The sequence below is a fragment of the Wansuia hejianensis genome, from assembly GCF_014337215.1.
GTDB classification, from domain to species: domain Bacteria; phylum Bacillota; class Clostridia; order Lachnospirales; family Lachnospiraceae; genus Scatomonas; species Scatomonas hejianensis.
Genome location: NZ_CP060635.1, coordinates 3,768,102 through 3,793,822, shown reverse-complemented (window position 1 = coordinate 3,793,822; position 25,721 = coordinate 3,768,102). Strand labels below are relative to the sequence as shown.

At 48.0% G+C, this 25,721-nt stretch carries 17 protein-coding genes; 2 read left to right on the top strand and 15 right to left on the bottom strand.

What is annotated here, in order from left to right; genetic code table 11:
- Positions 1 to 116 precede the first annotated feature (116 nt).
- The 5 genes from H9Q79_RS17400 to H9Q79_RS17380 form a co-directional block, all read right to left on the bottom strand.
- Positions 117 to 575: a DUF5071 domain-containing protein gene (locus H9Q79_RS17400; RefSeq protein WP_118644712.1), complete on the bottom strand. Its 459-nt coding sequence runs from the start codon at positions 573 to 575 to the stop codon at positions 117 to 119.
- A 641-nt stretch (positions 576 to 1,216) separates the two neighbouring features.
- On the bottom strand, positions 1,217 to 1,672 hold the full coding sequence (locus H9Q79_RS17395) for a DUF2691 family protein (RefSeq protein WP_118644714.1): 456 nt from the start codon (positions 1,670 to 1,672) through the stop codon (positions 1,217 to 1,219).
- 48 nt (positions 1,673 to 1,720) lie between these two features.
- Entirely contained in the window at positions 1,721 to 2,608 is an 888-nt protein-coding gene (locus H9Q79_RS17390; RefSeq protein ID WP_249328827.1) for an RHS repeat-associated core domain-containing protein, read from the bottom strand.
- Between the two features lie 323 nt (positions 2,609 to 2,931).
- The gene (locus H9Q79_RS17385; RefSeq protein WP_249328826.1) at positions 2,932 to 3,795 is read right to left on the bottom strand and encodes a hypothetical protein; all 864 of its coding nucleotides are present in this window, start codon (positions 3,793 to 3,795) and stop codon (positions 2,932 to 2,934) included.
- A gap of 77 nt (positions 3,796 to 3,872) precedes the next feature.
- The gene (locus H9Q79_RS17380) at positions 3,873 to 11,345 is read right to left on the bottom strand and encodes an RICIN domain-containing protein (protein WP_249328825.1); all 7,473 of its coding nucleotides are present in this window, start codon (positions 11,343 to 11,345) and stop codon (positions 3,873 to 3,875) included.
- Positions 11,346 to 11,828: 483 nt separating this feature from the next.
- On the opposite strand from H9Q79_RS17380, the gene H9Q79_RS17375 reads away from it, so the two are divergent.
- Positions 11,829 to 12,569, top strand: coding sequence for a lysophospholipid acyltransferase family protein (locus H9Q79_RS17375; RefSeq protein ID WP_249328824.1), 741 nt, complete (start codon positions 11,829 to 11,831; stop codon positions 12,567 to 12,569).
- Positions 12,570 to 12,674: 105 nt separating this feature from the next.
- On the opposite strand, the gene dhaL is transcribed toward H9Q79_RS17375, so the two are convergent.
- The 3 genes from dhaL to H9Q79_RS17360 form a co-directional block, all read right to left on the bottom strand.
- Positions 12,675 to 13,322, bottom strand: a complete 648-nt coding sequence (gene dhaL, locus H9Q79_RS17370) for a dihydroxyacetone kinase subunit DhaL (protein WP_249328823.1) — start codon at positions 13,320 to 13,322, stop codon at positions 12,675 to 12,677.
- Between the two features lie 24 nt (positions 13,323 to 13,346).
- Entirely contained in the window at positions 13,347 to 14,342 is a 996-nt protein-coding gene (locus H9Q79_RS17365) for a dihydroxyacetone kinase subunit DhaK (RefSeq protein WP_249328822.1), read from the bottom strand.
- A 113-nt stretch (positions 14,343 to 14,455) separates the two neighbouring features.
- Complete coding sequence (locus H9Q79_RS17360; protein WP_118644725.1) at positions 14,456 to 15,223, bottom strand: GolD/DthD family dehydrogenase; 768 nt, start codon at positions 15,221 to 15,223, stop codon at positions 14,456 to 14,458.
- 339 nt (positions 15,224 to 15,562) lie between these two features.
- Between H9Q79_RS17360 and H9Q79_RS17355 the strand changes: the two genes are divergently transcribed.
- Positions 15,563 to 16,780 (top strand): IS110 family RNA-guided transposase, encoded by a 1,218-nt coding sequence (locus tag H9Q79_RS17355; protein WP_118648864.1) that lies wholly within the window; start codon positions 15,563 to 15,565, stop codon positions 16,778 to 16,780.
- A 169-nt stretch (positions 16,781 to 16,949) separates the two neighbouring features.
- Here H9Q79_RS17355 and H9Q79_RS17350 read toward each other — a convergent pair whose 3' ends face one another.
- The 7 genes from H9Q79_RS17350 to H9Q79_RS17320 all read right to left on the bottom strand — a co-directional run bounded on the left by H9Q79_RS17350 (position 16,950) and on the right by H9Q79_RS17320 (position 25,539).
- Entirely contained in the window at positions 16,950 to 18,026 is a 1,077-nt protein-coding gene (locus tag H9Q79_RS17350) for a substrate-binding domain-containing protein (RefSeq protein WP_249328821.1), read from the bottom strand.
- 66 nt (positions 18,027 to 18,092) lie between these two features.
- Positions 18,093 to 19,073, bottom strand: coding sequence for an ABC transporter permease (locus H9Q79_RS17345; protein ID WP_249328820.1), 981 nt, complete (start codon positions 19,071 to 19,073; stop codon positions 18,093 to 18,095).
- A 44-nt stretch (positions 19,074 to 19,117) separates the two neighbouring features.
- Positions 19,118 to 20,617 carry a sugar ABC transporter ATP-binding protein gene (locus tag H9Q79_RS17340; protein WP_249328819.1) on the bottom strand — a complete coding sequence of 500 codons (1,500 nt, stop codon included), beginning with the start codon at positions 20,615 to 20,617 and terminating at the stop codon, positions 19,118 to 19,120.
- 25 nt (positions 20,618 to 20,642) lie between these two features.
- Positions 20,643 to 21,083 carry an RpiB/LacA/LacB family sugar-phosphate isomerase gene (locus tag H9Q79_RS17335; protein WP_118644727.1) on the bottom strand — a complete coding sequence of 147 codons (441 nt, stop codon included), beginning with the start codon at positions 21,081 to 21,083 and terminating at the stop codon, positions 20,643 to 20,645.
- 395 nt (positions 21,084 to 21,478) lie between these two features.
- Positions 21,479 to 22,894: an ATP-binding cassette domain-containing protein gene (locus H9Q79_RS17330; RefSeq protein ID WP_249328818.1), complete on the bottom strand. Its 1,416-nt coding sequence runs from the start codon at positions 22,892 to 22,894 to the stop codon at positions 21,479 to 21,481.
- The gene (locus tag H9Q79_RS17325; RefSeq protein WP_249328817.1) at positions 22,866 to 23,900 is read right to left on the bottom strand and encodes a sensor histidine kinase; all 1,035 of its coding nucleotides are present in this window, start codon (positions 23,898 to 23,900) and stop codon (positions 22,866 to 22,868) included. The genes H9Q79_RS17330 and H9Q79_RS17325 overlap by 29 nt, the downstream gene beginning before the upstream one ends.
- A 40-nt stretch (positions 23,901 to 23,940) precedes the next feature.
- Complete coding sequence (locus H9Q79_RS17320; protein WP_118644733.1) at positions 23,941 to 25,539, bottom strand: response regulator transcription factor; 1,599 nt, start codon at positions 25,537 to 25,539, stop codon at positions 23,941 to 23,943.
- Positions 25,540 to 25,721 lie beyond the last annotated feature (182 nt).

Sequence of the window (25,721 nt, the reverse complement as noted above, 5' to 3'; positions counted from 1 at the left end):
TTTTGCAATAAAAACCATGCCCGTTTGGATGCAGCCTTTATTTATCTGCTTTTACAACAGCTCCTGTTGAGTAATTAAAATCGTCAGATACGTTTAATTTTTATGATTTTGCTTCATTAAATTTTAGGTGTCCAACAATCATTATAACGAACCTTTAGTTCTTTATAAAGTGTCTCATCCAACATTAAACTAAGTTCTTTGTTTTTAATTAATAGAGATAAGTTATCTAACCAGGCTTCATCTGCTTGATCTAGACAAATTTTGATGGCCTTTAAAAAATGAGGTAATAATAGTTCCCCAGAAAAATTTTCCAGCCTTTCAGAAACTAAAAAAGCACCTGGCCAATTCATGTCTTGTAGCCATTCTAAAATTCGGTCTAAGTATGCTTCTAATTGTTTATCACTTCTATTACATATAATTACTGCGCAATTGTGCCAAATGTTTTTATTAAACTGAGGTTCTACAGGTTGTAGAAAGGGGGATATATCTTGAATGATCTTTGCCATCTCAATTCCTTTATTTTGAGTTTTTTTATCGTTGTCTTCATCTAACATACAAAAGATGTCTTTTAGCATGGCGGTCTCCTTTGGTATTATATTTAACAATGTCACTTAGTAAACAAATCATTTAGGGTTATTTGTTATACACATATTTTGAAGGCATTAATTACTTATGTGAATCTAATACTCACCATCCCATTTAACTACAACTCCTTTTACGGCTTGCGTACAAATATGGCTTGAGCCAGTATCAATCCATTCTTGCAAAGTACCTACAGCTGGCGCAGGAATAACGCTTACATGGTTAGGCTTATCACGAATTGCAATTACTACGCCAGTTGCATTTAACGCTTCAACGGTGGTTACAACAGCCTTAATTCGTTCTGGTACTACACTGAATACCGGCAACGTCAGGTAGGAACCCAACTCTTTCAGACAGGAACGAATGAAGAAACCGGGCATTATGAAACTGTTGTAGTAGGTGACGCATATGTAGAAACGGTTCTTATTGGATACGAATGTTCTATCTGTGGTGCGGAAAAATTAAATATATGGTATAAATTTTATGCAAGAGCCAGCCTGTTTTGGAGGCTGGTCTTGCTAAATAATCAGGATTAGCATAATTCGCTTAAGTGACACAATTTAGAAATTTTTTAATAATAGACTAAAGTTTCGATAAATCAAACAGCAGAGGTGGATAATATCATTATATTTTTTTAAAGAATATCTAATACTTTTCGACCATCATTATTATCCATTATATATTCAATTTCCTTATAGCCATTAGCAGCAGCCCTTTGGTAAATTAAATTTATGGTATACTGATCTTTAGAATAAAGTTCAACATACTCGCAATCATGAACCAAAAGAATTAGCTGACAATCACTTTTAATATAATCATTGTATTCACACATATTCCTCATATTAGTGAATGTGCTATAGGCTTGTAATTTTAAGAAAACAATATAATGGTTGGATTGAATACATGTCGAAAATTCCTCACCAGGATAGCATTCTTGTTTGAAAAAATCATTTTCTAACAAATTATCCCATACTTCTGTTTGGCTTTGTATTATATACCAATAGTATTTATTAATGTCAATCGCACTAAAAATTTTCCATAATGTATTAGATTTTAGCTGTGGGATGTTAAACGAAACTCCTCTAATCATAATATATTACACTCCCTTTTATTTGAATTTTGCTACTTTACAAATCCTTTATCCGAAAATCATAATCAATCCTTTACTTACCCCTGCCCCCAATGGCCCTAAAAGGAAGTTATCAGCTATGCCTATTACAGTAATGTCATCAGCGGCCACTAAGAAAAATCCAATGGCACATACTGTTATTAAAGCTGCGCCTGCAAGGGGATCGTTATTTACACTATAAGCTGGTCCTCTGACTCCGTTTTCCCAATCATGATTATGTCCTCCATTTTCATCATGTGGATGTTTATCTGGATAGCCATGATCGCTATGATCGTAATCATGTTTGGGTTTTCCGTCAGGGCCATATGTTCTTGTGTCGCCGTTTGGTGCTTTATAAGTACTCCCAGGTTTACCCGTATACGGGCGTTTGTTTGTAGTTTGGCTTACTTTAGGCTTTGATGATAGTGCCGCTTTTACATTATTAATAGCCTTATTAATAGCCTTTTTTACTAAATTTTCAACAGCATTAGCTACTCCTTGAATCCATTTTGGCCACTGGCCGTTTGGATCACTCATATTTATAGGGTTATTCATACAATAAGAAAACAAATTATAGCCACGTATATCACCGCCTACGCCTGGAATAGCCTTATCAGCGTTTAAATATCTTCCTATTTCTGGATTATAATATCTGCTGTTCAAATAGTACAATCCCGTCTCTGTGTCGTAATAATACCCCCGATACCGGAAAGGATTCTTTTCCCCGATCGTATCCGCAGCACTTCCCGCCACAGAGAGCAGCTTCCCCCAGGCATCATAGGCATAGCTGACGATCTGTTCCCCCGCGCTGTTCAATATACCAGTGATGTCACTCTGCAGATTCCGTATGTAATAATAGCTATTTCCGTCATATTTGAATCCCAGCAGATCTCCGGCTTCATCATACAGGAAATCCATCCGCTCATTTCCTGTCATCTGGGTTAAGATCACGGTTCCATTTAAATAAAACTTTGTCTCTGTTCCGTTAACTGTTTTCTGAATCCGGATTCCACTGTCATCATAGGCATAGTTTACGGTCAGATCTGTGTCATTTAAGGAGGCCAGCTGCCTGCCGTTCTGCCAGGTCAGGGTCTTCCCAAGATAGGACAGCGGGTTCCCGATCGCGTCATAGGTGATTACCGCGCCGTCACAGGAAGTCAGCTAAAGGTATCTCTAAAGTTTTCCTATCCTGAGTTTACTAAATTTTTTTATTTCTTTCAGTTATAGTTATTACAGTTCAATTATAAATAGGAAACCTCTTTATATTCTAATAAAGAAGCAGTAACAAGAAGTACATCACCAGATGCCAGGTCAAATCCTAAAGTAAAAGAAGAAAATTGGTCGCAAGAAAAGTATACTTTATTCATTTTATAAGCTTGAGCGGCCTGAAACATGTTTGAATTCGCAAGTGTTCCAACGATCATTTCTTTAGTGGCTTCTTCTGCATACAATGCCCATATCCGTGTCTCTTCACCTAAAAATTCACAGCTCTGCATACTATAGCATGCAACATCAGAAAAGACAAAAATATCTTTTTTCTTATAATATGGGTTTAAGCATCCAAAGTATAATTCTCTTTTTTTATCATCATATGAAAAACCAATAAATAAGCTGTCATGTACTTCAATATTGTTGATTCGATTAATATCACCGTGCCTAATTTTCATGTAATCCTTTTTGGGGTCAGGCCATACAGGCATCATTCGTCCTAATTCATATGATTTATAATAAATAGTATCACATATAATTTGTATAACTGTTCCTGAATGCATCTGCATTTTTACCGGAAGATAAGAGACCCCCCAATCAAACCAAGAACTTCTATAGTCTGTCCCTGCCCGTTGAATATTTAATAACTGTCCTAGTTGTTGCGAATTTTCTTCTACAACAATACCTTTAGCTAAGTCTTCCTCAGAATCTGTTTTTTTATATCCCGCATGGAACAATACATTGGAAAAAATAAAGCAAAAACAAATGTTGAATTTATTGCTTTTACAAGTTAAATATATTTGTCTTTTTTCGTAGCGGTAATCAAATTGTATAATATCAGAATCATATATATTGATTTGTTCTATTTCATATCGATTTTTCCAATCTATTTTCATTTTTCTGCCTTTCTATCAACGAGTTAATGGTTTTGAAATAATATTTTTGCATTTAATAGACAAGTTTATCTTATGCTTCATGTAGCATCACTAAAATATAATGTATCCCAAGGTTCAGGTATTGGTTGGCCAGATATATAATGTGGAATGGGATTTCCATCACTATCTTGATGTTGATTATTCCATTGTGGAAGCAAGGCATGATAATGCGGCCCCTTTAAGTAATCTTCATTCCACTCGAAAATTACTATATCCTTATCTGTAGCATTTACTTTTGGCACTACCCAATGGATAATTCCTCCATTTTTTCCTTCACCAATATTTTTCCTAACAACCATTGTTAAACATCTGGGTTTAAAGTCATAAGGATTTTCCGGAAAATAGGTTTTCTTTTTATCCTTTTGCTTGGGTACAGCAACGGCTTTTTCCTTTTCTTTTGTTTTTGTTGCAGCCTTTGGTGCAGGACGACTACTTGCCCACGAATTTGCTTTCTGACCAAGATTATAGAGAGCTTTACCCAATAACCCAGCTCCTGTCACTGCAAGTGCAGCACCTACCCAAAACCCTACGCCTGCCCCAGCAATCAGGCCCCAAATAGTTGCAGCTACGGCCGCAATTCCCCCATTGCCGCTCGGATCTAACTGGTTTACAGGATTATTCCCACAATACGCAAACATGTTTGCGTCGATGAGTCCCATGCCAGTTGTCACATATCCGTCTGCATTCAGAAATCTTTTAGTATCTGGATCGTAATATCTGCTGTTCAAATAGTACAATCCCGTCTCTGTGTCGTAATAATACCCCCGATACCGGAAAGGATTCTTTTCCCCGATCGTATCCGCAGCACTTCCCGCCACAGAGAGCAGCTTCCCCCAGGCATCATAGGCATAGCTGACGATCTGTTCCCCCGCGCTGTTCAATATACCAGTGATGTCACTCTGCAGATTCCGTATGTAATAATAGCTATTTCCGTCATATTTGAATCCCAGCAGATCTCCGGCTTCATCATACAGGAAATCCATCCGCTCATTTCCTGTCATCTGGGTTAAGATCACGGTTCCATTTAAATAAAACTTTGTCTCTGTTCCGTTAACTGTTTTCTGAATCCGGATTCCACTGTCATCATAGGCATAGTTTACGGTCAGATCTGTGTCATTTAAGGAGGCCAGCTGCCTGCCGTTCTGCCAGGTCAGGGTCTTCCCAAGATAGGACAGCGGGTTCCCAATGGCGTCATAGGTGATTTCTGTGCCGTCATAGGAAGTCAGCTTGTCTTTCCAGTTCATATCCCCATACCCATAGGCGACAGTCTGTACCGGATCTCCCAACTCCCCGGTACTGTACGTATATTCCTTCCGCTCTGTAAGGTTCCCGCCCCCGTCATAACGATACGTAATGGTTTTATCCTGGGATTTACTGTTTTCCCGGATTATTTGGCCCAGCCCGTCATAAACGTACTGTTCCTGCAAAATGGCTGCTTCCTTCGTCTCTCCTTTGGAAATAGATGTGATATTTCCGACAGCGTCATAGGCGTACCACCATGTTTCCGGGCCGCTCTGCAGACGCTCAACCAGCGCGGTAGTGGTGCCGGCTTCATTTCCAGCCAGATACCCATAACTGGTCACATAATCGGTATCCAGATCCAGCGTCCTGCCGGTACGCCGTGCCATGTTATCATAAGCATAACTTACCGCCGGCGTATCGTCAATCTCAACTCCATAAATCAGCCCGGCTTTTTGATTGGCGCCGGTATTTCCGTAGAGATACCTGGTTTTTGTGGAGGAATCGCCGACTTTGCTGACCACGTAATCCGTCCGGTTTTTGCTGTCGTAGGCAATCCTCAGGGTCTGTCCGTCTGTGCTGTCCATCCCTACGATCCGGCCGATCATATCATATTGATAATCAGTTACAGTCTGATCCAGGAGGCTTTCTTTCCGGGCCAGACTTCCGTAGGCGTCATAGACATACCGGTAGGCCGCCTGGTCGTTGTATTTTTTTTCAATGGTCCGTCCCCATTTATCATAGGCGTAGCCGACCCGTCCGCCGTTTCCATAGTCAGAATAGGACAAAAGGCCGTTATGGGGCAGATACGTATTGGAAGAAAGCATCTGGCTTCCCACATAGGTAGAGGTCTGGTTCCCGTATCCGTCATAATTTACCGTATAAGTAAAACCGTTGTGGGTGATGGAGGTCAGCTGGTCTCCCGTATAGCCATAGGAGGATGTGACTGTTTCTGTGCCATTGACGGCGGATACCTGAGTCAGCCGGTCGTTATTGGGATCATACGTGTAATTGACCGTGTTTCCCAACGCGTCGGTTTCCGCTGTCAGCAGACGGTTTCCCGCGTCATAGGTGTTGGAAGCAGTTCCGCCGCGGGCGTCTGTGACGGAGCTGATATTTCGGCCATCTGCAGTGTAGGTTGCGGAGGAAGTCATGGTTCCGGATACTTCTTCCAGAATCCACTGCTGATTTTCTGTGCCGGTATAGGTCTCTGACCATACTTCCGCTCCTGCGCTCAAAGAGGCGTCTTTGACGGTCAGGCCGCCCGCCGGGTTAGCCGTTGATGTAATCCTGTAAGTCCCATTACTTTGCTTTTCAAACCTGAAGACCTGTCTTGGGCTCTCCGGTATTTTGTTCTGTTGTGTCACCAGACCATTACCCACAGGTTCCTCCAAAGCCATCTCAGGCGCATGATGAGGTGCCAGATAATAGGTGTCTTCTCCGGCAGTTTCCAGGATAAACTGCTGGTTGAGACCTCCGTTTGGATGACACTGCATCAGCATTGCAGAAGGCTCGGTGCTTATACCATTGATATCAAGAAGTTGGCCACTGAAACGTGAGCGGATGGAGTAAATCTTTCCAACTTCTGGTGCGGCAGAAATTTCCCCCGATACTGGCTCAAAATACCAGATTTGATTGATTGGTTCATCTACCGTCCATAGATGTACATTGGATTGATAGTAATCTACGGCTTTTGTATCGTCCGCACATTTAGGAAGAATCTGATACCCACTTTCCACCGCTTTGAATTTGAACTTTGTGGCGTCTGTAAAATAATTATTATAAATGGCCACATTCGCCCGCAATTCATTTTTTCCTCCATCTACTCCCAAAACCTGTCCGGAATTTGGTATCTGGGTTACCAATTGATAATAGCCATCGGAGGCCTTACGTACCATCCACTGCTGATTTGTTCCCCCATGAAAAGAATTAAGCCTTACATTTCTAACATCTTCATTGGACGCGCCTTCTACATCGAGGTATTTACCAGCAGTTTTGCTTCTTATATAATAAGTTCTTCCGTCAGTAATAGACGCACGGTTTGCTCCCCCCTGAACCTTAGCCTGAGTTGGATTCCCGTTAGCATCATAGCTGTAATAATATCCCACGCCTTCGGAGCTTTTTGCAGAGGTTAAGTTTTTCTTCTGGTCATAAACATAATCGAATGAAGTACCATCAGGATTGGAAATCCTGCTGAGGTTCTGGTTACCGTCATAGACAAATCCGGAGCTTTCTGCAGCATTAGATGCGGAAGTTAGATTACCGTTACTGTCGTAGACATAACTCTGCCCATTATCTTTTGTGAGTTGTATCCCATCATAATAAGCGGGATTTAACTGATCTTCATGAAAAATATAAAAATGAATTGCTTGGTATTCCCGGTTCGTGGTTGGATTTTCATCATCAGTAGGGACAATGCCGTGTAGATACTGCCAACCGGAAACATAAGGATTCACATTAAAAACCACCCATTTCGGATCTCCTGTGGTATAGATAATTGCCGCTGCAAACGCTGCATAGTGCCCCGGTATGGCATCCGTTTTTACCCATCCGCTTAACGAGAAAATATCTCCTTCCTTCCCTTTTACTCTGATTCCATGAGCTATATTTTTGCTTATTCCAGCTTCACCCGCTATGGTTCCGCAGCGATCTCCAAACCTCCCTGGTGATGTGTGCCCGGTAGTTTGCGTTCCTCCATTGAGTCCCCAGTTTTGGAGCGTTTGATCCCCCTTTAGATATTCGAACCCGGCATTTCTGGCCATATTTACCCGGTTTGCCACATTGCCTTCTTCTAATTGCAGGCAGTCAAACCATGCATGACCAGTTGCGGAGAAGATTCCGCACCAGACAGTTACCGTTTCAGCTTGATTCAATTGAAAAGTTACCGAGAGCCGCTCCCATCCGCGGTCAACAGACGCGTCCGTTGTCCCCGTCACAAAACGTTCAGCAAATTGCCCGCCGGAAGAGGTAATAACTTGGAGTGAAGCGCCGCTGTTGTCACTGGTAGCGGCAATCTCTGAAGTCTTTACATAAGAAGAAAATGTGTATTCTCCTGCAGGAAGGCTCACCTGCTGCGCCGCTCCCCCAGAACCTTCTGATACGGATTTTCCCACACGGATGGAGGTATCCGCTACATAGCCAGTATTATCAACCCGATCTACTCCAATTCCAGTATCCATGTTTTCAACCTTAGCGTACCAGGTATCGGCTGTATCCGGCGCAAAGTTAGGATTAATCAGGTAATTATACACGGTCCTCTGGGTGCTTCCTGACTGCTTTAATTTGTTGTTTGTCAGATTCTCTTTATAATACTCATAGCTGTTAGCGTTTCCATCCGCATCATAAATGTCGGTCACCCGCCCCATGTTGTCAAAGTTGTAGGTGGTAATCAGATTATCTGAGGCAGCAGCTAAATCCCCATCCAGCCCACAGTCCTCAAATACTGTGGTACTTCCGTTCTGGTAGGAAATCTTCAGGGACTGTCCAGTATCCGCTCCACATCGTTCAGAGATCTTCGATACCCTGGGCACCCGGAAGTCATTCGCATACTCATAGCACACTGAGTAGCCGTCCGGCGAACACGCTTCCTTTAGTAAATTCCCCTCATAAGAATAGGTACTTGAAGCCCCATCCGGATCATTGATCTTTATCAGATTCCCGGCAGCATCATATTCAAAGCTGGTCGTGCGCCCGGCACTGTCCGTAATCCCCGCAAGCCGTTCATAATTTTCCGTATAAGAAAAGTCAATCCGGGCTCCTGTGGGATCGACAATATACCCTATAAAATTCCCGTTCGCGTGCGGCCCGTACTGGTACAGAATCGTGTTACCGTTGGTATCTATTTCCCTCCTGAGATACCCATCCGCTCCGAATACCATTTGGTAGCCGTCCTTATTTTCCATTTTCCGGTGGATATCATAATCGGAGGCGCTTTCCTGAGTGATGGTCCAGCCCAGGCCGTCTTCATCCTTCAGCTTATTCCCGTCCTTGGCATCCCGGTAAAAATAGTGCTCCGTCCCATCCGCATCAATATATTTATAAGGGAACTCATTGTTTCCTGTGCCAACCAGCTCTTGCATGCAGCTCAGCCGCCATCCATTCCCGAAGCGGGAGCTCTGGTCACTGCTGCTCATATTATAGACATGAGACACACTGGCCGGCAGGCGCGTTCCGGTCGTTTCCGCATCTCCATGAATAAATACCTGATTACCTGTAAAATCGTTGGTATAACCCATTCCTGCACGCCCGGCCGACTGCTCATGGTAACTCCAATAGTCTTCCACGCCCGCCGCATTCTTGTAATAAATATACGCCCCGGGATGCTGCTCTGCACTGATACCGGAAGCGTATCCGTCCGGATAATTAGACGCAAAGAATCGGGCGACTTCTTTATAAGCCGGCGCCTCGTTCACGGATTTTAAAATAATCCCATAATTGCTCCCCGCATACCAGCTCCGAACCGCCTTCGTGATGTCCACGCCCCTTGGAGTCACATAGATGGTGTTACCGCTGGCTACCTCCTCCGCCCGGAAATAGTCCAGAGCCGCCCCGTCAAAGGAAGGCTGGTTGTTCCAATTCACCGTATAGGGGTCCCAGTCAGATGTCACCATATGGGCGGCTATATTGAAATAGGTCTGGCCTTCTGTGGAAAACTCCCTCTGCCACACATACATTTTGGCATAATACACCATATCCCCTTTGGAGAGGGTGGGAAGGTTTGGAAAACGGATCAAAGCCCGGCTCACGCCATAGGGATAGGAATCTCCCACATAGAAAGAGCCATTCTGGGAAACGCCGCTCTGATTGGGATATTTACTCTGAACGAAGGTATCCTGGATGCTGCTGGTTCGTTTGTCAGTTTCTGTACTGGGATCAATCACAACCGGATAAACCCGCTCCGGGTCCGCCAGCCATGCCTGGTCCGGCACAAGCGTCAAAATGCTGCTTCCGTCACCGGCTGCCAGAGAATAAGCTACTTCATAGGATTCAGCTTCCGCCGCATCGTACATATAGGGAACGGAAAACTCAAAGGCTATGTCCTCGGGTTTTTCCAGCGGATGCGCTAAAATCCGGCCGTCTTCTGTCAGTTCCAGCCCCAGCCCCGGATGGGCAAGCCGGAAAGAAAGCGGCGTGCCTGCCGCGGATACGGATTTAATCGTTACAAATTCCTTGACGGTATTCGAGGTCACCAGGTAGGAAAGGTCTATATCCGGCAGAATCTCCGGATAATATCCCACGGAAGTGAGAGCCGGAAGCTGCGTACAGGTTTCATTATAGACCTGGATTTCCTCCTCCGTTTCCAGCATCGCCGGTTCTTCAGCGGCAAGGGGCATTACGGCCTGCGGCGGCTGAATGACCTGAAAGGTACTGACTGAAGGGGGCGCTTTGGCTGGAGGAACTGCCGCATCAGAAGGAGATTCTTCGGCAGCGGCCATATCCGGGGAAACCTCTTCGCCGGTTGCCTCAGGAGAAGACACCTTTGCGCCTTCTGCCGCTTCAGAAGCCGGATTTTCATCGGCTGCCTCCTGGGAAGCAGCGTTTTCCTCTGCGCCCAAAACAGCGTACGAATCCGTTTCGTCTGCTTCCTTCCGGGTTTTTTCAGAACCGGTATTAACTTCCAGGGCCTCGGCTGCGGAGCCGTTGGAAGAAGCTTCAGGATCGGGTACACTCTCTGAAACTGCATTTTCATCGGCAGACACTTCCTCCTCTGTAGTTTCTGCAGCTTCCTCCTGAGCCGGTGATCCGGCAAGCCCCCAGGAGAGCGTCAGGCCGCCGCGTTCTATGGAGGCTAGCGTATCCTCCGTGCCATATTTTGAAAAGCGGACATGGGTATCCGAAGCAGTGTTTCCATAATATTCACTGCCTGTTTCGTCGCTTTGAAGCTGCAGGGTATTGTCAATCTCCTTCCATACGCCGTCCTCCTCATAGTGGACGGCTGACGGATAAACGGCCGCCAGATAGGTATGGTCCGCAGTCAGAAAATGCTTTGTATTTACTTCCCGCCGGTCTTCCACCTCTTCCAGAATCGGTGATTCATTGGGCTCTGATTCCACAGGCGGCGGCTCCAGAGCTAGTTCATCCTCCGAAATGCCGCTTCCTCCTGAAGGTTTCTCCAGGGAGGGCGGTTCCGTAGGCAGCGGAATCCCCTCCGGCATCTGGAAGCCATCACTTTCTTCCGTGGTTTGGGGCAGCGCATAGGCTGGTATTGTGTTTGCCATCAGGCTGACGGATAAAATCAGTGCAATCGCTCGAAAAATATGCTTTCTTTTCATTTGTAAAATCCCCCTCAATTTTAAAATTCTATTTTACATAGCCGCCTTCTTCTGCCTCATAAAACGAGTCTATATATTCATTTGTGCATGGGCATTTCCTCCTCTTCATCATTATAGAATTGATTGGCTTTGTATCCTCCCACTGGGACGCTTTGAGCTCTGCATCATTCGCACATCTCATATATTTTTTAATTGTTTACATATAATTATAATATCAAATCATATTTATATTTACTATTTGCTTATTATATCAATTATAATCAGTTATTTTATATGAACAAACGAAATTGGTTTATTTTGTAATATTTTGTAATTTTGATACGTATTCTTATAGGAAGGGTTAGTTTTACTTTTTTGCGAAAAATTCATAATGTATAAATGCCGCTAAAAAAGCCACTCATGCAGAATAAAATCACAGTTGAAACTTGGTCTGCTTTTACGTATAATGATAGCAGTGCATTTTGTTTAAGAAAGGATTTGTCCATGTTCCGACTTATTTTATTATTAATGATTGCTGCCCTCTACCTGATCCTGACTCTTCCGGTCCTGCTGGTGATCTGGATCATCGGCCAGAAGAATCCGGGACTCCGGGACCGGGTTGCGCGGGCTATGATCCGGTGGATTTTTAAAGTGATACTGGCCGCGGCCGGGGTGAAGGTTACGGTGATCGGGGAAGAGAAGATCCCGAAGGACACCGCGGTTCTCTATACCGGCAACCACCGGAGTATTTTTGATATTCTGATTACCTATGTCCGCACCCCCCGCGCCACCGGATATGTGGCCAAGAAGGAGCTGGGAGGCATCCCCCTGTTTTCCCTGTGGGCCAGGTATATCAACTGCCTTTTCTTCAACAGGGATGACCTGAAAGAAGGCATGAAGATGATCCTCGACGGGATTGCGATGCTGAAGGACGGGAAATCGGTGTTCATTTTCCCTGAGGGCACAAGGAATAAGAACGATTCCGACCTGCCGCTGCTGCCTTTCCACGAGGGCAGCTTCAAGATGGCTTCCAAGAGCGGCTGCCCCATCGTGCCGACAGCGCTCTGCAATACCATCAGCATCTGGGAGGGGCATTTTCCCTGGGTGCGTTCAGCCCATGTTGTGCTGGAATACGGAGATCCCATCTATGTATCAGAGCTTCCGCCGGAGCATAAGAAGAAGGTGGGGGCCTATGTGCAGGGAATTATGGAAGAGATGATGGAAAAGAACCAGAAGCTTTTATGAGCCGGCTTCTGTTCTGACGAAAGCGGGAGGCCGCGCAGACAGGTGAATGTCTGCGCGGCCTCCCGCTTTGGATGGATGAACTTATGGAGCGATTCACTTATGAATTCACGCTTCTGAAACAGCCTCCAGAATTCCGTCAGCCATGGATGTGAGGATAATACAGCAGGAGGTGGCCCCAGCATCCAGAACGCCTCTGGAGCGCTCGCCCAGGCGGCTGGAGCGGCCAAATTTCGCTACCATATCTTTGGTGGAATCCCGTCCTTCCTCAGCTGCTTTTTTCATGGCCGGAAGGGCTTCCTCATAGCTTTTCCCTGATGCTGCCGCTTCTTTCATCACATCGACTGCGGGGGAGAGGGTGTCCACCAGCGTCTTATCCCCTACCTTGGCATCTACGATTCCGCACAGGCCTTCCAGCCCAGCTTCCAGCATCCCGGCGAAGTCCTCCACACGGATTTCTTCCAGCCCCTCGCCCGCTTCCGCCATGTCCATCAAAATCGTTCCGTAAATGGGCCCCATGGAGCCTCCGATTTCATTCAACAGAATCATTCCCAGCTCCTCCAGGCCTTCCGTGAAGGTAAACTCCTGATCCGCAAACCTGGTTTCAAAGACTGTAAAGCCCTTGTTCATATTCATTCCGTGATCGCCGTCCCCGATCAGGCCGTCCACCTCGCCGAGATACGCCTTGTTTTCCTGTATTCCTTTTACCATCTTCATCAGAACCGGTTTACCGGCATCATTTCTAAATATTTTCATATTGCTTCTACCCGCCCTTCTGGTTTAATTCTGTTTCAGACCCATGCTGTACGCAGGCATATCTATCAGCTCCTTCAGTTCCTCATCCAGCCTCATAACTGTGAGTGTGGCTCCGCTCATCTCCAGAGAAGTAAAATAATTCCCCACATAGGCCCGGTGCGTCTTTATGCCTTTTTCCTGCAGGATCTTATCTATCTCGTTATACAGCACATAAAGCTCCATGACCGGCGTGGCGCCAAGGCCGGATACCAGTACCACCACCTCATCGCCTGCTTCAAATGGATAGTCCGGAAGGACGACGTCTGTCATCCGTTTCGCCATTTGAGCCGCTGTTTCAATGGGGACCACCTCGATGCCCGGCTCGCCGTGATGGCCGATTCCCACTTCCATCGTGCCGTCCTTAATTTCAAAATTCGGGTGCCCTACGGCCGGCAGGGTGCAGGGCGTCAGGCCAATACCGACGGATCGGGTGTTGTCGATGGCCTTCTGAGCAGCGGCGATCACCTCGTCCAGATCGCCGCCCCTGGCCGCTTTGGCGCCGCCCACCTTCCACATGAGCACCTCTCCGGCGACGCCGCGCCGCTTTTCCCTCTGATCCCTGGGAGCGGAAGCCACGTCGTCATTGGCTACCACTGTTTTGACGGTTACTCCGGCTTTTTTAGCCATTTTAACCGCCATCTTTACATTCATGTTGTCCCCCGAATAATTGCCGTACAGACAGGCAACCCCCTGCCCCTGATCCGCCGCTTTCGCCGCGTCCAGAAATGCCAGGGCCGTCGGGGATGAGCAGATCTCGCCCACCGCTGCCGCGTCGCAGAGATTCTTCCCCACATATCCGATGAACGCCGGCTTATGTCCGGAGCCGCCTCCGGTGATGACTCCTACTTTTCCTTCCGGGATATTTTTTGCCTTTATCACCCGGGAGTTTTCTGTGGCCTCAACAATGTCAGAATGTGCCTTCAGAAAGCCTTTCAGCATCTCATCCACAATATCGTCCGGGTTATTCATGATTCGTTGCATAATATCTGTATCCTCCTGATCAAATGTACGTTATGGCCGGATTGCGTTCCCGGCGGGCGCCAGCGGCTCTTTGCCCGCCCAGCCGCCGGAACGCAGCCTTGCCCGGCCGTCAGTTACTGAATGGTGAAGCCGCCGTCCACCAAGAGATTGTGCCCGGTAATCATTCCGGCGCCCTTGCTGCACAGGAAGGCGATAACAGAAGCGATCTCCTCCGGCTCCGCGAATCTCTCAGCCGGTATGGTCTTCTTGAACGCATCCCCCACCGGGCCGTCCCAGGCCTTATGCCCGAGGGCGGTGAGAACTACCGTGGGCGCCACAGAGTTCACGCGGATTCCGTGAGCCCCCCATTCCTTAGCCATTACCTTAGTCATCGCAATAATACCGCCCTTCGCCGCGCAGTAAGCCACATGCTTGTCAAGAGCTATGACGCCTGCCTGAGAAGCCATGTTGACGATGCTTCCGTTCACGTGATTGTCGATCATATATTTGCCGACTGCCTGGGCCATGAAAAAGCAGGCGGAAAGATTGATGCTGATGGTACGGTTCCATTCGTCCGCGCTGATCGTTTCCGCGTTGTCAAGCGCTACGATGCCTGCACAGTTAATCAGGATATCCACCTGCCCGAACGCTTTCACCGCAGCCTCAATCACTTTTGCCGGATAGTCCGTATCACACACATTCCCAACCACTCCGATGGTGTTCGCCCCGATTTCCGCGGCCACCTGGTCCAGCTTCGGGTTCAGGTCCGCAAGAACTACATTTACGCCCTTATCATGAAAGAACTGAGCGGTGGTATAGCCAATTCCCGCTGCCCCTCCGGTAATAACCGCCGTCTTGCCTTCCAGAGAAAAATCTAAGTCAACGCCTTCATAAGGTAACATAACCATATCCTCCTTTTATTTAAAATTTGAAAAGGCAGACGAAATCATGCTTTCCTCCGCCTACTACAATATATTTATGGTTAATACCCCTTACAGCCAGTAAGGAATTATCCATCTTGTTGCTTAAGCTGTTAGAATGAGTATGGCAATAGGTCTGGCCTCCTTCCTTTCAGGACTTTACGTCCGTAGAAAAGTCAGCCAACCAGCCCCCTCATTCGCAGCATTCGTTTTACGCAGGTTGAACCATGAGACGTTCGTGTGAAACACCCAGTAGATTGAATAGGCAATGGGAAAACTGGTATTGACCATTGCTAATCCATTTACAAAGGAGTATCCATTATGAACGCTGTTGGTATTGATGTTTCCAAAGGCAAAAGCACCGTTACGATCCGCAGACCAGGCGATGTGGTCCTCATGCCGCCCCGCGACATCCCACACACCAAGTCCGCCATCAATGAATTAATCAAACAAATCCAAAGCCTTGACGGCGAGACAAAAGCCTGCATGGAACACACGGGCAGATACTACGAGCCGCTTGCCGCCTGGCTTTCCGACGCCGGCATCTTTGTCAGTGCCGTAAATCCTGTCCTCATCAGGGATTTCGCTGATGATTCCCTCCGCTCTCCCAAGACGGACAAGGCGGATTCCAAAAAAATCGCACGATATACTCTTGACCGATGGGCAAAACTGAAGCAATATGGAAGCATGGATAAAACACGCAACCAACTCAAAACAATGAACCGGCAGTTCAGCTTCTTTATGGCACAGAAAACTGCCATGAAGAACAACCTCATTGCACTGCTCGACCAGTCTTACCCGGGCGCGAACGACCTCTTTGACAGTCCCGCCCGCAGCGACGGCAGCCAGAAATGGGTGGATTTTGTTTACACCTACTGGCATGTGGACTGTGTCCGGGGAAAATCCCTTTCCGCCTTTACGGAGCACTATCGGAAATGGTGCAAGCACAAGGGTTACAATTTCAGTGCGGAGAAAGCGGAGAAAGTCTACGAGGCTTCCTGCGACCTCATTGCCGTGTTCCCGAAAGATGACAACACGAAAATGCTCATCCGGCAGGCTGTCGCCATGCTAAACACCGCTTCCGAAACCGTGGAAAACCTTCGGATAAAGATGGACGAAACCGCTTCTGCTCTACCGGAATATCCCGTTGTCATGGCAATGAACGGCGTCGGCTCTACCCTTGGTCCGCAGCTTATGGCTGAGATCGGGGACGTGACGCGTTTCACGCACCGGGAAGCCCTAACAGCCTTTGCGGGCGTCGATCCCGGAAAGAACGATTCCGGCAAACACGTCCAGAAGAGCGTGCGTACCTCAAAGAAAGGTTCTCCCCATTTGCGAAGGACGCTCTTTCAGATCATGGACGGGCTAATCAAGCGTTCGCCCATTGACGACCCCGTTTACGTCTTTATGGATAAAAAACGTGCTCAGGGCAAGCCTTACTACGTCTACATGACTGCCGGCGCAAACAAGTTTCTCCGTATTTATTACGGACGGGTACGGGAATACTTCGCATCACTGCCCGAAACGGGAGAAAACTAAGCCCAGCTTTCATATCTTTGTCAGACCAACGTCCTGCGGTGGTCTGGTTTTTGTACTTTTAATTCAACCTGTATAAATTTTTCAAAGTTCTCAAATTTCTGCTTGACTTTTTATTTGCAGACTTTTCTTATTTAATCTCTCACTTTACAGAAGCACATCTACCGCACCATTAATATTTATTCTGATAATCGGCATAGTTATCCGGGGTAATCATCTCAAATGGAATCCATACTTCTTTCTCAAAGTCTTCACCGTTGACACATTTCACCGCTGTCTCAAGCGCGCCTGTGATCTGTCCTTCCGCGTTCTGGAAATCACTGGCGATCATTTTGCCGTTGCTGACTGCCGTCACAGCATCCGTAATCCCATCGATTCCGATACAGGGGATATCCATGCCCGCCGCTTCAATCGCTTCTCTGGCGCCCAGAGCCATTTCATCATTTTCAGATACAACTGCGTCAATTTCATCGCCATAGGTGGTGATCCAGGTCTCCATCAGGGTCATCGCCTCTGAACGTGACCAGTTCGCTGTATTCTGGGCGATGATCTTGATATTCGGATAATCCTTCAGCACATTGGTGATGCCTTCGATACGCTGCAGCTGGGCGGACTGTCCCATGGGGCCTTCAATGACAACAATATTGAACTCTTCGCTGTCCATGTAGTCGATCATGTAATTCATGATTTCCTCTCCGGCGCTGACGTCCTGAGATCCCACATACGCCGTCAGGTTCTCATTATTTACCATCGTGTTGACGCCCACAATCGGAATGCCGGCTTCAACGGCGGCGTCCACACAGGCGGAGCAGGCATCTGCATCCTGGGGATTCAGGATGATGGCGTCCACACCGTCGGCGATCATCGTCTCCACCTGCTCCAGCTGGGAAGCAGCATCGTTATTGCCGTCGTAAGATGTGTAGTTCACGCCATTTTCTTTTGCCCATTTCTTTGCCGCGTCATCCATTCTCATACAGAATTCTGTCTGCAGGGTATAATATGTAGCGCCGATTGATAAACCTTCCGCGCTGCCGCTCTTGCTGCTGCCGGATGTGCCGGACACTGAACTTGAGGCTGCGGAAGAACCGGATGCGCCGGATGAAGCCGATGAAGCAGCAGCGCTGGATGCGGAAGAGGTTCCCGCCGCCGTCGAGGTGCTCGAATTGCCGTTACCGCATGCGGTAAGTCCGGCCGCTACTGCGGAAGTCATCACAACTGCCAGCACTTTTCTTAAAGTTTCCTTTTTCATCTTTCTTACCTCCTTGAATTTAGAATAAATTATCATAATGTCCCTCCGGGACTTAATGAACTGTTATCAGTCTGAGCTGAGGCCGTCCAGCATTACCGCGCCGATCACGACGAAGCCCTTTACCAGCATCTGGTAATAGGCGTTGACTCCCAGCATATCCAGGCCGGTTGACAGGAACTGCATGATCAGAATACCCACGATGGTGCCCCACAGTCGCCCTTTCCCGCCGGCCAGGCTGGTGCCGCCGATGACTACGGCTGCGATGGCGTCTGTCTCATACCCGTCTCCTGTGGATGTGACGCCAGAGGTCACGCGGGCAGTCATGATAATTCCGGCCAGCGCTGAGAGAACTCCTGTCAATATGTAAACGGAACAGATGATCTTTTTCGTATTGATTCCTGAGACGTGTGCCGCATTCCGGTTGCCCCCCACGGCAAACACGTACCGCCCGTACCGGGTCTTGTACAGAAGGATAAAGCAAACCACCAGCACGATGATCATGATCAGGCACGGGGTCGGCAGAAAGCCGATGCTGCCGCCCCCAATGGCTTTAAAGGAATCCGACAGGTTCGGGATTGGCTTAGCGTCTGTCAGAAGAAACTTCAGCCCGTCGGCAATGCTCATGGCGCCCAGCGTTCCCACGAAAGCCGGTACCTTTAAATAGGCGATACAGATTCCGTTGAAGATTCCGAAGGCCACGCCCACCAGCAGGCCGATGAGGACTGCCACGAGAGCCGGGTATCCCAGGACGGACTGAGCAAAATAGGCCGAATACATGCCGGCGCAGCCCATGACCGCGCCCACAGACAGGTCGATGCCGCCAGTCAGGACGACAAACGTCATGCCGATCGCCAGAAGGCCGTTGATGGACGCATTCCGGAACACGTTTCTCAGGTTGGCCGGGCTGAGGAACCTGGGTCTGATGACGGTGATGATAATCACCAGCAGAATCAGGCCGATCAGAGAACCGTAGGTTGCAATAAATTGCTTTTTGGTCATTTTATGCTGCTTATCAAAACCACTTTTTTTATTTACTTCAGCGTTCATGGTTTTCACTCCTACTCTTGTTTATGACTTTTATGATGTCCGCATCAGCAGACATGTTCGTTTTGCATATACTTGAACTGCATCTGCGCAATCGCTTCCTGATCGAATTCGCTGCGTTTCAGCTCGCCGCTGCACTTGTGATTGCTCAGGATGATGATCCGGTCCGACATCCCCATAGCCTCCGGCATCTCCGATGAAACCATGATGATCGCGTTGCCCTTTTTCACGTAATCACACATGATCTTATAGATTTCAGCCTTCGCGCCCACGTCAATCCCTCTCGTGGGCTCATCAAAAATGAGGACGTGGGGATTGGAGATCATCCACTTGGCGAGAACCACTTTCTGCTGGTTTCCTCCGGAGAGAGATTTCACGGAAACAGACGGCCTTGCTACCTTAATCCCCAGCGCCTGTATCTGCGCCTTTACTGTCTCGGCCTCCTGCTTTTTCTGCAAAAATCCCTTTTTCGCGAAATTACCCAAAGCTGCTATCGTGATGTTTTTTTCCACACTCATGGGCAGGACCAGGCCCTCGCCCTTCCGGTCCTCTGTCACGTATGCGATTCCATGCCCGATCGCCTCTTTCGGACTTTTGAAACGGACTTCTTTGCCATCCAAAATAATGCGCCCGGATTCCGGCCTGGTCATGCCAAAAATTGAATGCATCAGCTCTGTCCGCCCCGCTCCGACCAGTCCCACAAACCCCAGGATCTCGCCCTTATGGAGCTTGAAGCTGATATCCTCATACTGGTTGCTCAGCGTCAGATGCTCTACCTCCAGCACCGGCTCCCCGATCGGAACGTTGACCTTCGGGAACTGTACGCCCAGGTCACGTCCCACCATACTGCGGATCAGTATGTTCTCATCCACCTCTTCCGCTTTAAAGGTATTGATATATGTACCGTCACGCAAAACCGTCATTTCATCACAGATCTGGAAAATCTCATCCATCTTGTGGGAGATATAGATGATGCCCACACCCGATTTCTTCAGCCCCCGGATCATCTCAAAAAGGCTGATGACCTCCTTATCGGTGATGGATGAGGTCGGCTCGTCCATGATGACTACCCGCGCTTTCTGTGAAATTGCCTTAGCAATCTCCACCATCTGCTGGTCGGCCACCCGGAGCCGCTTCATTTTGGTCCTGGGATTTAATTGGATTCCCAGCTCTTTTAGCAGTTCATCCGTCTGTCTGTAGAGCTGACGGTAATCCACCATTCCGAACCGTCCCGGCTCCCTTCCCAGAAAAATATTTTCCGCCACGGACATTTCCAGCTCCGAAGAAAGCTCCTGATGTATCATCGCGATTCCCAGTTCTCTTGCCTTCGCCGGTGAAGTAATCTCTACTTCCCTGTCATCCATGAACACCTTGCCGGAATCGGCAGCGTGGACGCCTGCAATCACCTTCATCAATGTGGATTTTCCCGCTCCGTTCTCTCCCATCAATGCGTGAACAGTGCCGGGCTGCAGAACCAGGTTCACACCGTGCAGGACTTCCACTCCATAAAAGCTTTTATGAATATCCCTCAGTTCAATCAGACTCACTGTTTTGCCACCTTTCTTCTATGTACTAGCGATTCCTGTCATATTCAACAAATGCGTCCACCTTCGGCTGTGAGGAACATCCCGGAACAAACTCGTTCGTCAGGAATGCATCTACCAGCTCCTCCCGTAATTTGTTCCCGATTGTAAACGCCCCCAGACAGGCGATATTCGCATTATTGCTGAGGCGCGCCCGCTTTGCCGAATAGATGTCGGATATCAGCGCGGGATATGCGCCTTTTACCTTGCCCGCCGCCAGGCAGACCCCAATACCGGTTCCGCAGATGAGAATGCCACGGTCATATTCCCCTCTGGCCACAGCCTCCGCAACCGCCGCCGCCACATGGGCATAGATGACGTCTTCACTCCCGAAATCTGTGATTTCACCATAACCCTTGCTCTCCATGAACCTGATCAGCTCTTCTTTTGCCTCCTGGGCGTTTGGATCGCAGCCGATAGCAATTTTCATTTCTCATTCCTCCTTTTGCTATCGTCAGTATATACTGACTGCACTAAAATTCCAATCCGAACCGATTTAGAATTGGTGGAATATCTTAAGATTGGGGGGATTTTTTTTCGACACATGCGGCACTTCTGCCAGAATATTGTCTGATTATGTCGAAAAATCAGACAGTGTTGACAATCTGACGCTCTGCGCACGGCAGCGGCAGCTTTCTCTTACCGCCATATTCCCTGGTTCACCACCCAGAAGGTTCGATGGCGCAAAATCACTGCGCTGTAAAATAATGCATAAAAAATCGCGCCTTTCGGAGGGAATTCAGCCCCTCTAAGACGCAATTTTTGATGTTTCCAACTATTTATTTGTGCCAGTAGCTATTGTGAATCGATTGTGCAGCAGCATGATCAGCCCAGATCGAATATACGGTCTGAAACCTCCTCCATATATTCCAGATTGGACTTTACAACAATCACCGCCGTCCCACGGTTCGTGAATTTTTTTATGTATGACATGATAATCGAGACTCCATACGCATCACAGCTGGTAAAGGGCTCGTACAGCACGATCACATTCGGATGGAAGACATACCACCTGTCCAGGGCAATGCTGATATGATGATTGAAGTCCAGCTCTTTCACAATATCCTTGCTGCGCAGAGACTCACTTTCTATCTCATCGCTCAGCACCTGGGTGATCCGGCTCCCGGACGTCAGGTAGTCCAGGTTCGGAATCTTCCGGAGAGACGGCAGCAGCAGGTTATCCCCCACGGTCATCTTCTCAAAGATCTCATAATCACTGCCTGTCTTCATGACAGAAACGATCTTATGTTTGATAAATGACTGGAATTTCGGAGCGAACAGCGTTTCGCAGCCGAACAGATAGGCCACCCCGTCCCGCACCGTCCGGCCGCACAGCTCCAGGAATACTTTCATCCGCTCTGCGTTGTTAGATATCACAAAGGTTGTGATCTCACCTTTTCTGAAGTCAAAATCCTCCTGCTCCCCGTATATCTCCAGATTCCGGATGCCGTAGATCACGCCCTCTCCCGCATGTACCTTCCGGGCATAGCTGTCCAGGGTCTTTTTCTTAAGGGTCATTGTGTTGCCTAACAGGTAGTCGCTGATCCGCCCGTTATTATGGGGGAATTCCTTCCTCCATTTCTTCACCACCCGGCCCTTGCGGAATATGACGTAGTTATCCGACAGGATGGAAGCTGCCAGATTGGAGTGGCAGAGCAGGATGGCCGCCATCCTTCCCTGGATGGCATTCCTCAGAAACCGGGCATACTGTCGTATGGTTTCAGAGTTCATGCCCTCGCACTCGTCTTCGATAACCAGTATTCTGACTCCGTTTTTTCTGGCCCGGACGATTTCTACTATTCTTCTCTCCAGCTCATTCAGTTCCTTCATCTTCTTGTTAATGTCCAGGCAAATTCCCATCTGCGCAAACTGCTCCGCTGTCTCCGCCCGGAGCTTATCCTTCACCTTTTTCGTCAGGAACCAGCACACATCCCGTATTCCCACGTACTCGGCCACGGTCCAGCTCTCTATCACGGGGCTGCCTGCCGTGATATGACAGACCAGCTTTTTGATATCCGCGGGCTTCTGCATCTTCCGGTCATCAACAAAAATCTGGTTCTCCTGCCAGTCCAGATCAGTCTCGCCCAGCAGGATCTGCACTGCCAGCTCTTTTCCGGAGTAATTCAGGCCCAGCAGCCCTGTGATCTCTCCCTCCATGACATGGAAGGACGCATGCTCCAGCTTTCCGAAACGTTCATTGTGAGCATTCAGATCATTGATTTTCAATATTATTTTTTTCAACTGCCAGTTCCTCTATGTGATTATTTGCGGGGATCACTATTTCAACGTCCGTTCCGCAGCCGATGGAGCTGTAGACATTCAGCCCATATTTTTTGCCGTACAAAAGCTCGATTCTCTTGTTGATATTGGGCAGCGCAATCCCGGTGCTCTGGCTGTGCCTCATATCTTCTTCCTCCAGGCTGGTTTTCTTGGAATGGATTCTCTGGTTCAGGTCATCCAGCTCCTTCAGAGACATTCCTCTTCCGTTATCTGAGACTGTGATAATCAAGTCCTCTGTCACCGTGACCTCAATTACGATCTGCCCGCCCTTCGTCTTCTCCTCCAGCCCGTGTACAATGGCATTTTCCACGATTGGCTGCAGGATCAGCCTGGGCACATAATAGTCATAGGCCACCCGATCCTCGTCGTCCACCACGATTTCCAGAGTAAACCGGTTCTTAAACCGGTATTGCTGGATTCTCATATAATTGTTGATATTATTCAATTCATCCCGCAGTGTAACCATGTTCCCTTTGCGGCTGATGCTGTACCTGAAAAATGACGCCAGCGTCTCGATCATCTTTGCCACCTCCAGGTTATCGTCACACATGGCCTGGCCGCGGATCGTATCCAGCGTGTTGTACAGAAAATGGGGATTGATCTGGCTCTGCAGGGCGGTCAGCTCCGTCTGCTTGTTAAAAATCTCCGCGTTATTTCTGCGTATCTTCAACTCCACATATTTTTCCACTACCGGCTCAATCTGCCCCAGGCAGGAGCCTCTGGGCACCCCTCTCGAAAACAGCGTCTCAAGGGATTCTTCCTTCTCACTGCCATCCAGCCTGGCCCCCGCCTCGCGCAAAGGCCTGTACAGCAGGAGCTCCATACCTGCCAGATAAACCGTCATTAAAATGGCCAGCAGCAGGAGCACCGCCTTCACCCCGGCGCTTCCGGAGCGGAACACCGCCAGGACAAGCCCCAGCACCGTTACCAACCACAACATATATCCAAAGATTCTGATCCACTTCATAATTGATATCCCTCTGGCTCCGGCTCTTCCGCCCGTTTACTCAGGAATGCAGCCTTCTGTAGATCGCCGGCTTCACGCCGACCACTTTTTTAAACAGCTGGCTGAAATATTTCTGATCGCTGTATCCGACGGCGTCCCCTACTGCCGCTATCGTCTCATTCGTCGAGGTGAGCATCTTCTTGGCCCTTTCCATGCGGACATTGATCAGATAGGTGCTGAAATTCATGTCCGTTTCTTTCTTAAACAGCGCGCTGAAATATACAGGATTCAGATCCACAACAGCCGCTATATCCTCTAGCAGTATCTTCTCCCGGTAGTGCTCCTCCACATATTGCTTCGCCTGCCGGATCGGCTTAGTGGACTTAGTCTCCGCGGTCATCCGGATCATCTCCACACAGTCTCCCAGGCTCTGCTTCAGCAGCTTTGCCAGCCGGGCCAGCTTGCAGCAGTGCTGGCACTTGCTCTGCAGATCCTTCTTCTGATTCGACAGCTCCTCCTGATTAAGAGCGCTGAAAAACAGATCAATCAGCTTCTCAGCCGCCATATAGTAAACCGTCATATCAATGCCCTCTCCCGCGGGAACCTCAGCAAATATCTCAGAGATACAGGCCGACAGATTCTCTCTGGAACAGCTGTCAATGCTGGCATGAAGGCTGTCCCGGCATTCTTCAAACCGCTCCCGGATCTCAGCCTCACCCGCGCCCGGAATTGTATCAAAATAGATCAGGCGGCCCGTTCCCAATCTCATCCTGTTACACACCGCCCGGTATGCCTCCAGTATGGAGAACCGGATCTCGCCAAACTCTGTCCTCTCACTCCCAATACCGATCGTTACTTCATACTGGTCAAATCCCATCAGATATTCCTTGATCCGCAGCAGGATATCGCTGATCAGCTCCCGGACCATCCTGGATCTGACAAAATCGTAGTTAAACAGACAGTAAATGTGCAGGTAATCCTTTTCACAGATCAGAATCTCTTCCAGCTCCGCTTTGAGAACCGACTCCACAATGGAACGCACCCTGTCCACAGTCAGCTTATCCTGCTTGTGGTCTATCCGGTTAAAATCCACATAGTCCAGCTTAATATCAATCCCTCTGTATACCTCGCCTTCCATACTGATCGGCACATCATTCACCGGAGCCTCGTCTCCCTGATCGATGATGTTTTTCAAAAAATCCCTTTTAATGATTTTGCTGCTCTCAACAACCGTCTTCTGCAGCTCCTCCTGCATGGTATCCTGCTTTTCTTTGTCATCCAGCTTCCGCCTGATCTTCTGCAGGGCGTCATTCAGCTCCTTCTCGTTCACAGGCTTCAGGATATAATCCTCCACGCCATAAGCCAGCGCCCGGTGCGCGTATTCAAATTCCTTATATCCGCTGACCACGATAAAATGTGTCTGAATCTTACTGTCCCTCGCCATCTTAATCAGATCCAGCCCGTTAATTTTCGGCATGCGGACATCTGTGATCACTATATCCGGACGGCTGTCTTTCATTACCCGGAGGGCGGACTCGCCGTTATCAAGGACATCCTGGCATTCCATATCCAATTCTGACCAGCGAATCAGTTTTTTTATCAGAATACCGATGCGGAATTCATCGTCAACAATCAGAACACTTCGTTTTTTCTCCGACATAAAATCCCCCTTGATCCAGAATTTGTTAATTATCTTATACCATTATAACACCTCTGTCTACCAAAAGTTAATCATATCCTTGTGATGAAACAGACAAATGCCCGGAAGGGCGGGTAAGGCCCACGGCCGCAGATGTCCCTGCAGGCCATACGTCTTATCCGCCCTTCCGGGCATTTTGTTCA

What these genes read in the sequence shown, in the direction of transcription:
- H9Q79_RS17400 (WP_118644712.1), bottom strand. Translation starts at nt 575, where the DNA reads ATGCTAAAAGACATCTTTTGTATGTTAGATGAAGACAACGATAAAAAA.
- H9Q79_RS17395 (WP_118644714.1), bottom strand. Translation starts at nt 1,672, where the DNA reads ATGATTAGAGGAGTTTCGTTTAACATCCCACAGCTAAAATCTAATACA.
- H9Q79_RS17390 (WP_249328827.1), bottom strand. Translation starts at nt 2,608, where the DNA reads ATGGATTTCCTGTATGATGAAGCCGGAGATCTGCTGGGATTCAAATAT.
- H9Q79_RS17385 (WP_249328826.1), bottom strand. Translation starts at nt 3,795, where the DNA reads ATGAAAATAGATTGGAAAAATCGATATGAAATAGAACAAATCAATATA.
- H9Q79_RS17380 (WP_249328825.1), bottom strand. Translation starts at nt 11,345, where the DNA reads ATGAAAAGAAAGCATATTTTTCGAGCGATTGCACTGATTTTATCCGTC.
- H9Q79_RS17375 (WP_249328824.1), top strand. Translation starts at nt 11,829, where the DNA reads ATGTTCCGACTTATTTTATTATTAATGATTGCTGCCCTCTACCTGATC.
- dhaL (WP_249328823.1), bottom strand. Translation starts at nt 13,322, where the DNA reads ATGAAAATATTTAGAAATGATGCCGGTAAACCGGTTCTGATGAAGATG.
- H9Q79_RS17365 (WP_249328822.1), bottom strand. Translation starts at nt 14,342, where the DNA reads ATGCAACGAATCATGAATAACCCGGACGATATTGTGGATGAGATGCTG.
- H9Q79_RS17360 (WP_118644725.1), bottom strand. Translation starts at nt 15,223, where the DNA reads ATGTTACCTTATGAAGGCGTTGACTTAGATTTTTCTCTGGAAGGCAAG.
- H9Q79_RS17355 (WP_118648864.1), top strand. Translation starts at nt 15,563, where the DNA reads ATGAACGCTGTTGGTATTGATGTTTCCAAAGGCAAAAGCACCGTTACG.
- H9Q79_RS17350 (WP_249328821.1), bottom strand. Translation starts at nt 18,026, where the DNA reads ATGAAAAAGGAAACTTTAAGAAAAGTGCTGGCAGTTGTGATGACTTCC.
- H9Q79_RS17345 (WP_249328820.1), bottom strand. Translation starts at nt 19,073, where the DNA reads ATGAACGCTGAAGTAAATAAAAAAAGTGGTTTTGATAAGCAGCATAAA.
- H9Q79_RS17335 (WP_118644727.1), bottom strand. Translation starts at nt 21,083, where the DNA reads ATGAAAATTGCTATCGGCTGCGATCCAAACGCCCAGGAGGCAAAAGAA.
- H9Q79_RS17325 (WP_249328817.1), bottom strand. Translation starts at nt 23,900, where the DNA reads ATGAAGTGGATCAGAATCTTTGGATATATGTTGTGGTTGGTAACGGTG.
- H9Q79_RS17320 (WP_118644733.1), bottom strand. Translation starts at nt 25,539, where the DNA reads ATGTCGGAGAAAAAACGAAGTGTTCTGATTGTTGACGATGAATTCCGC.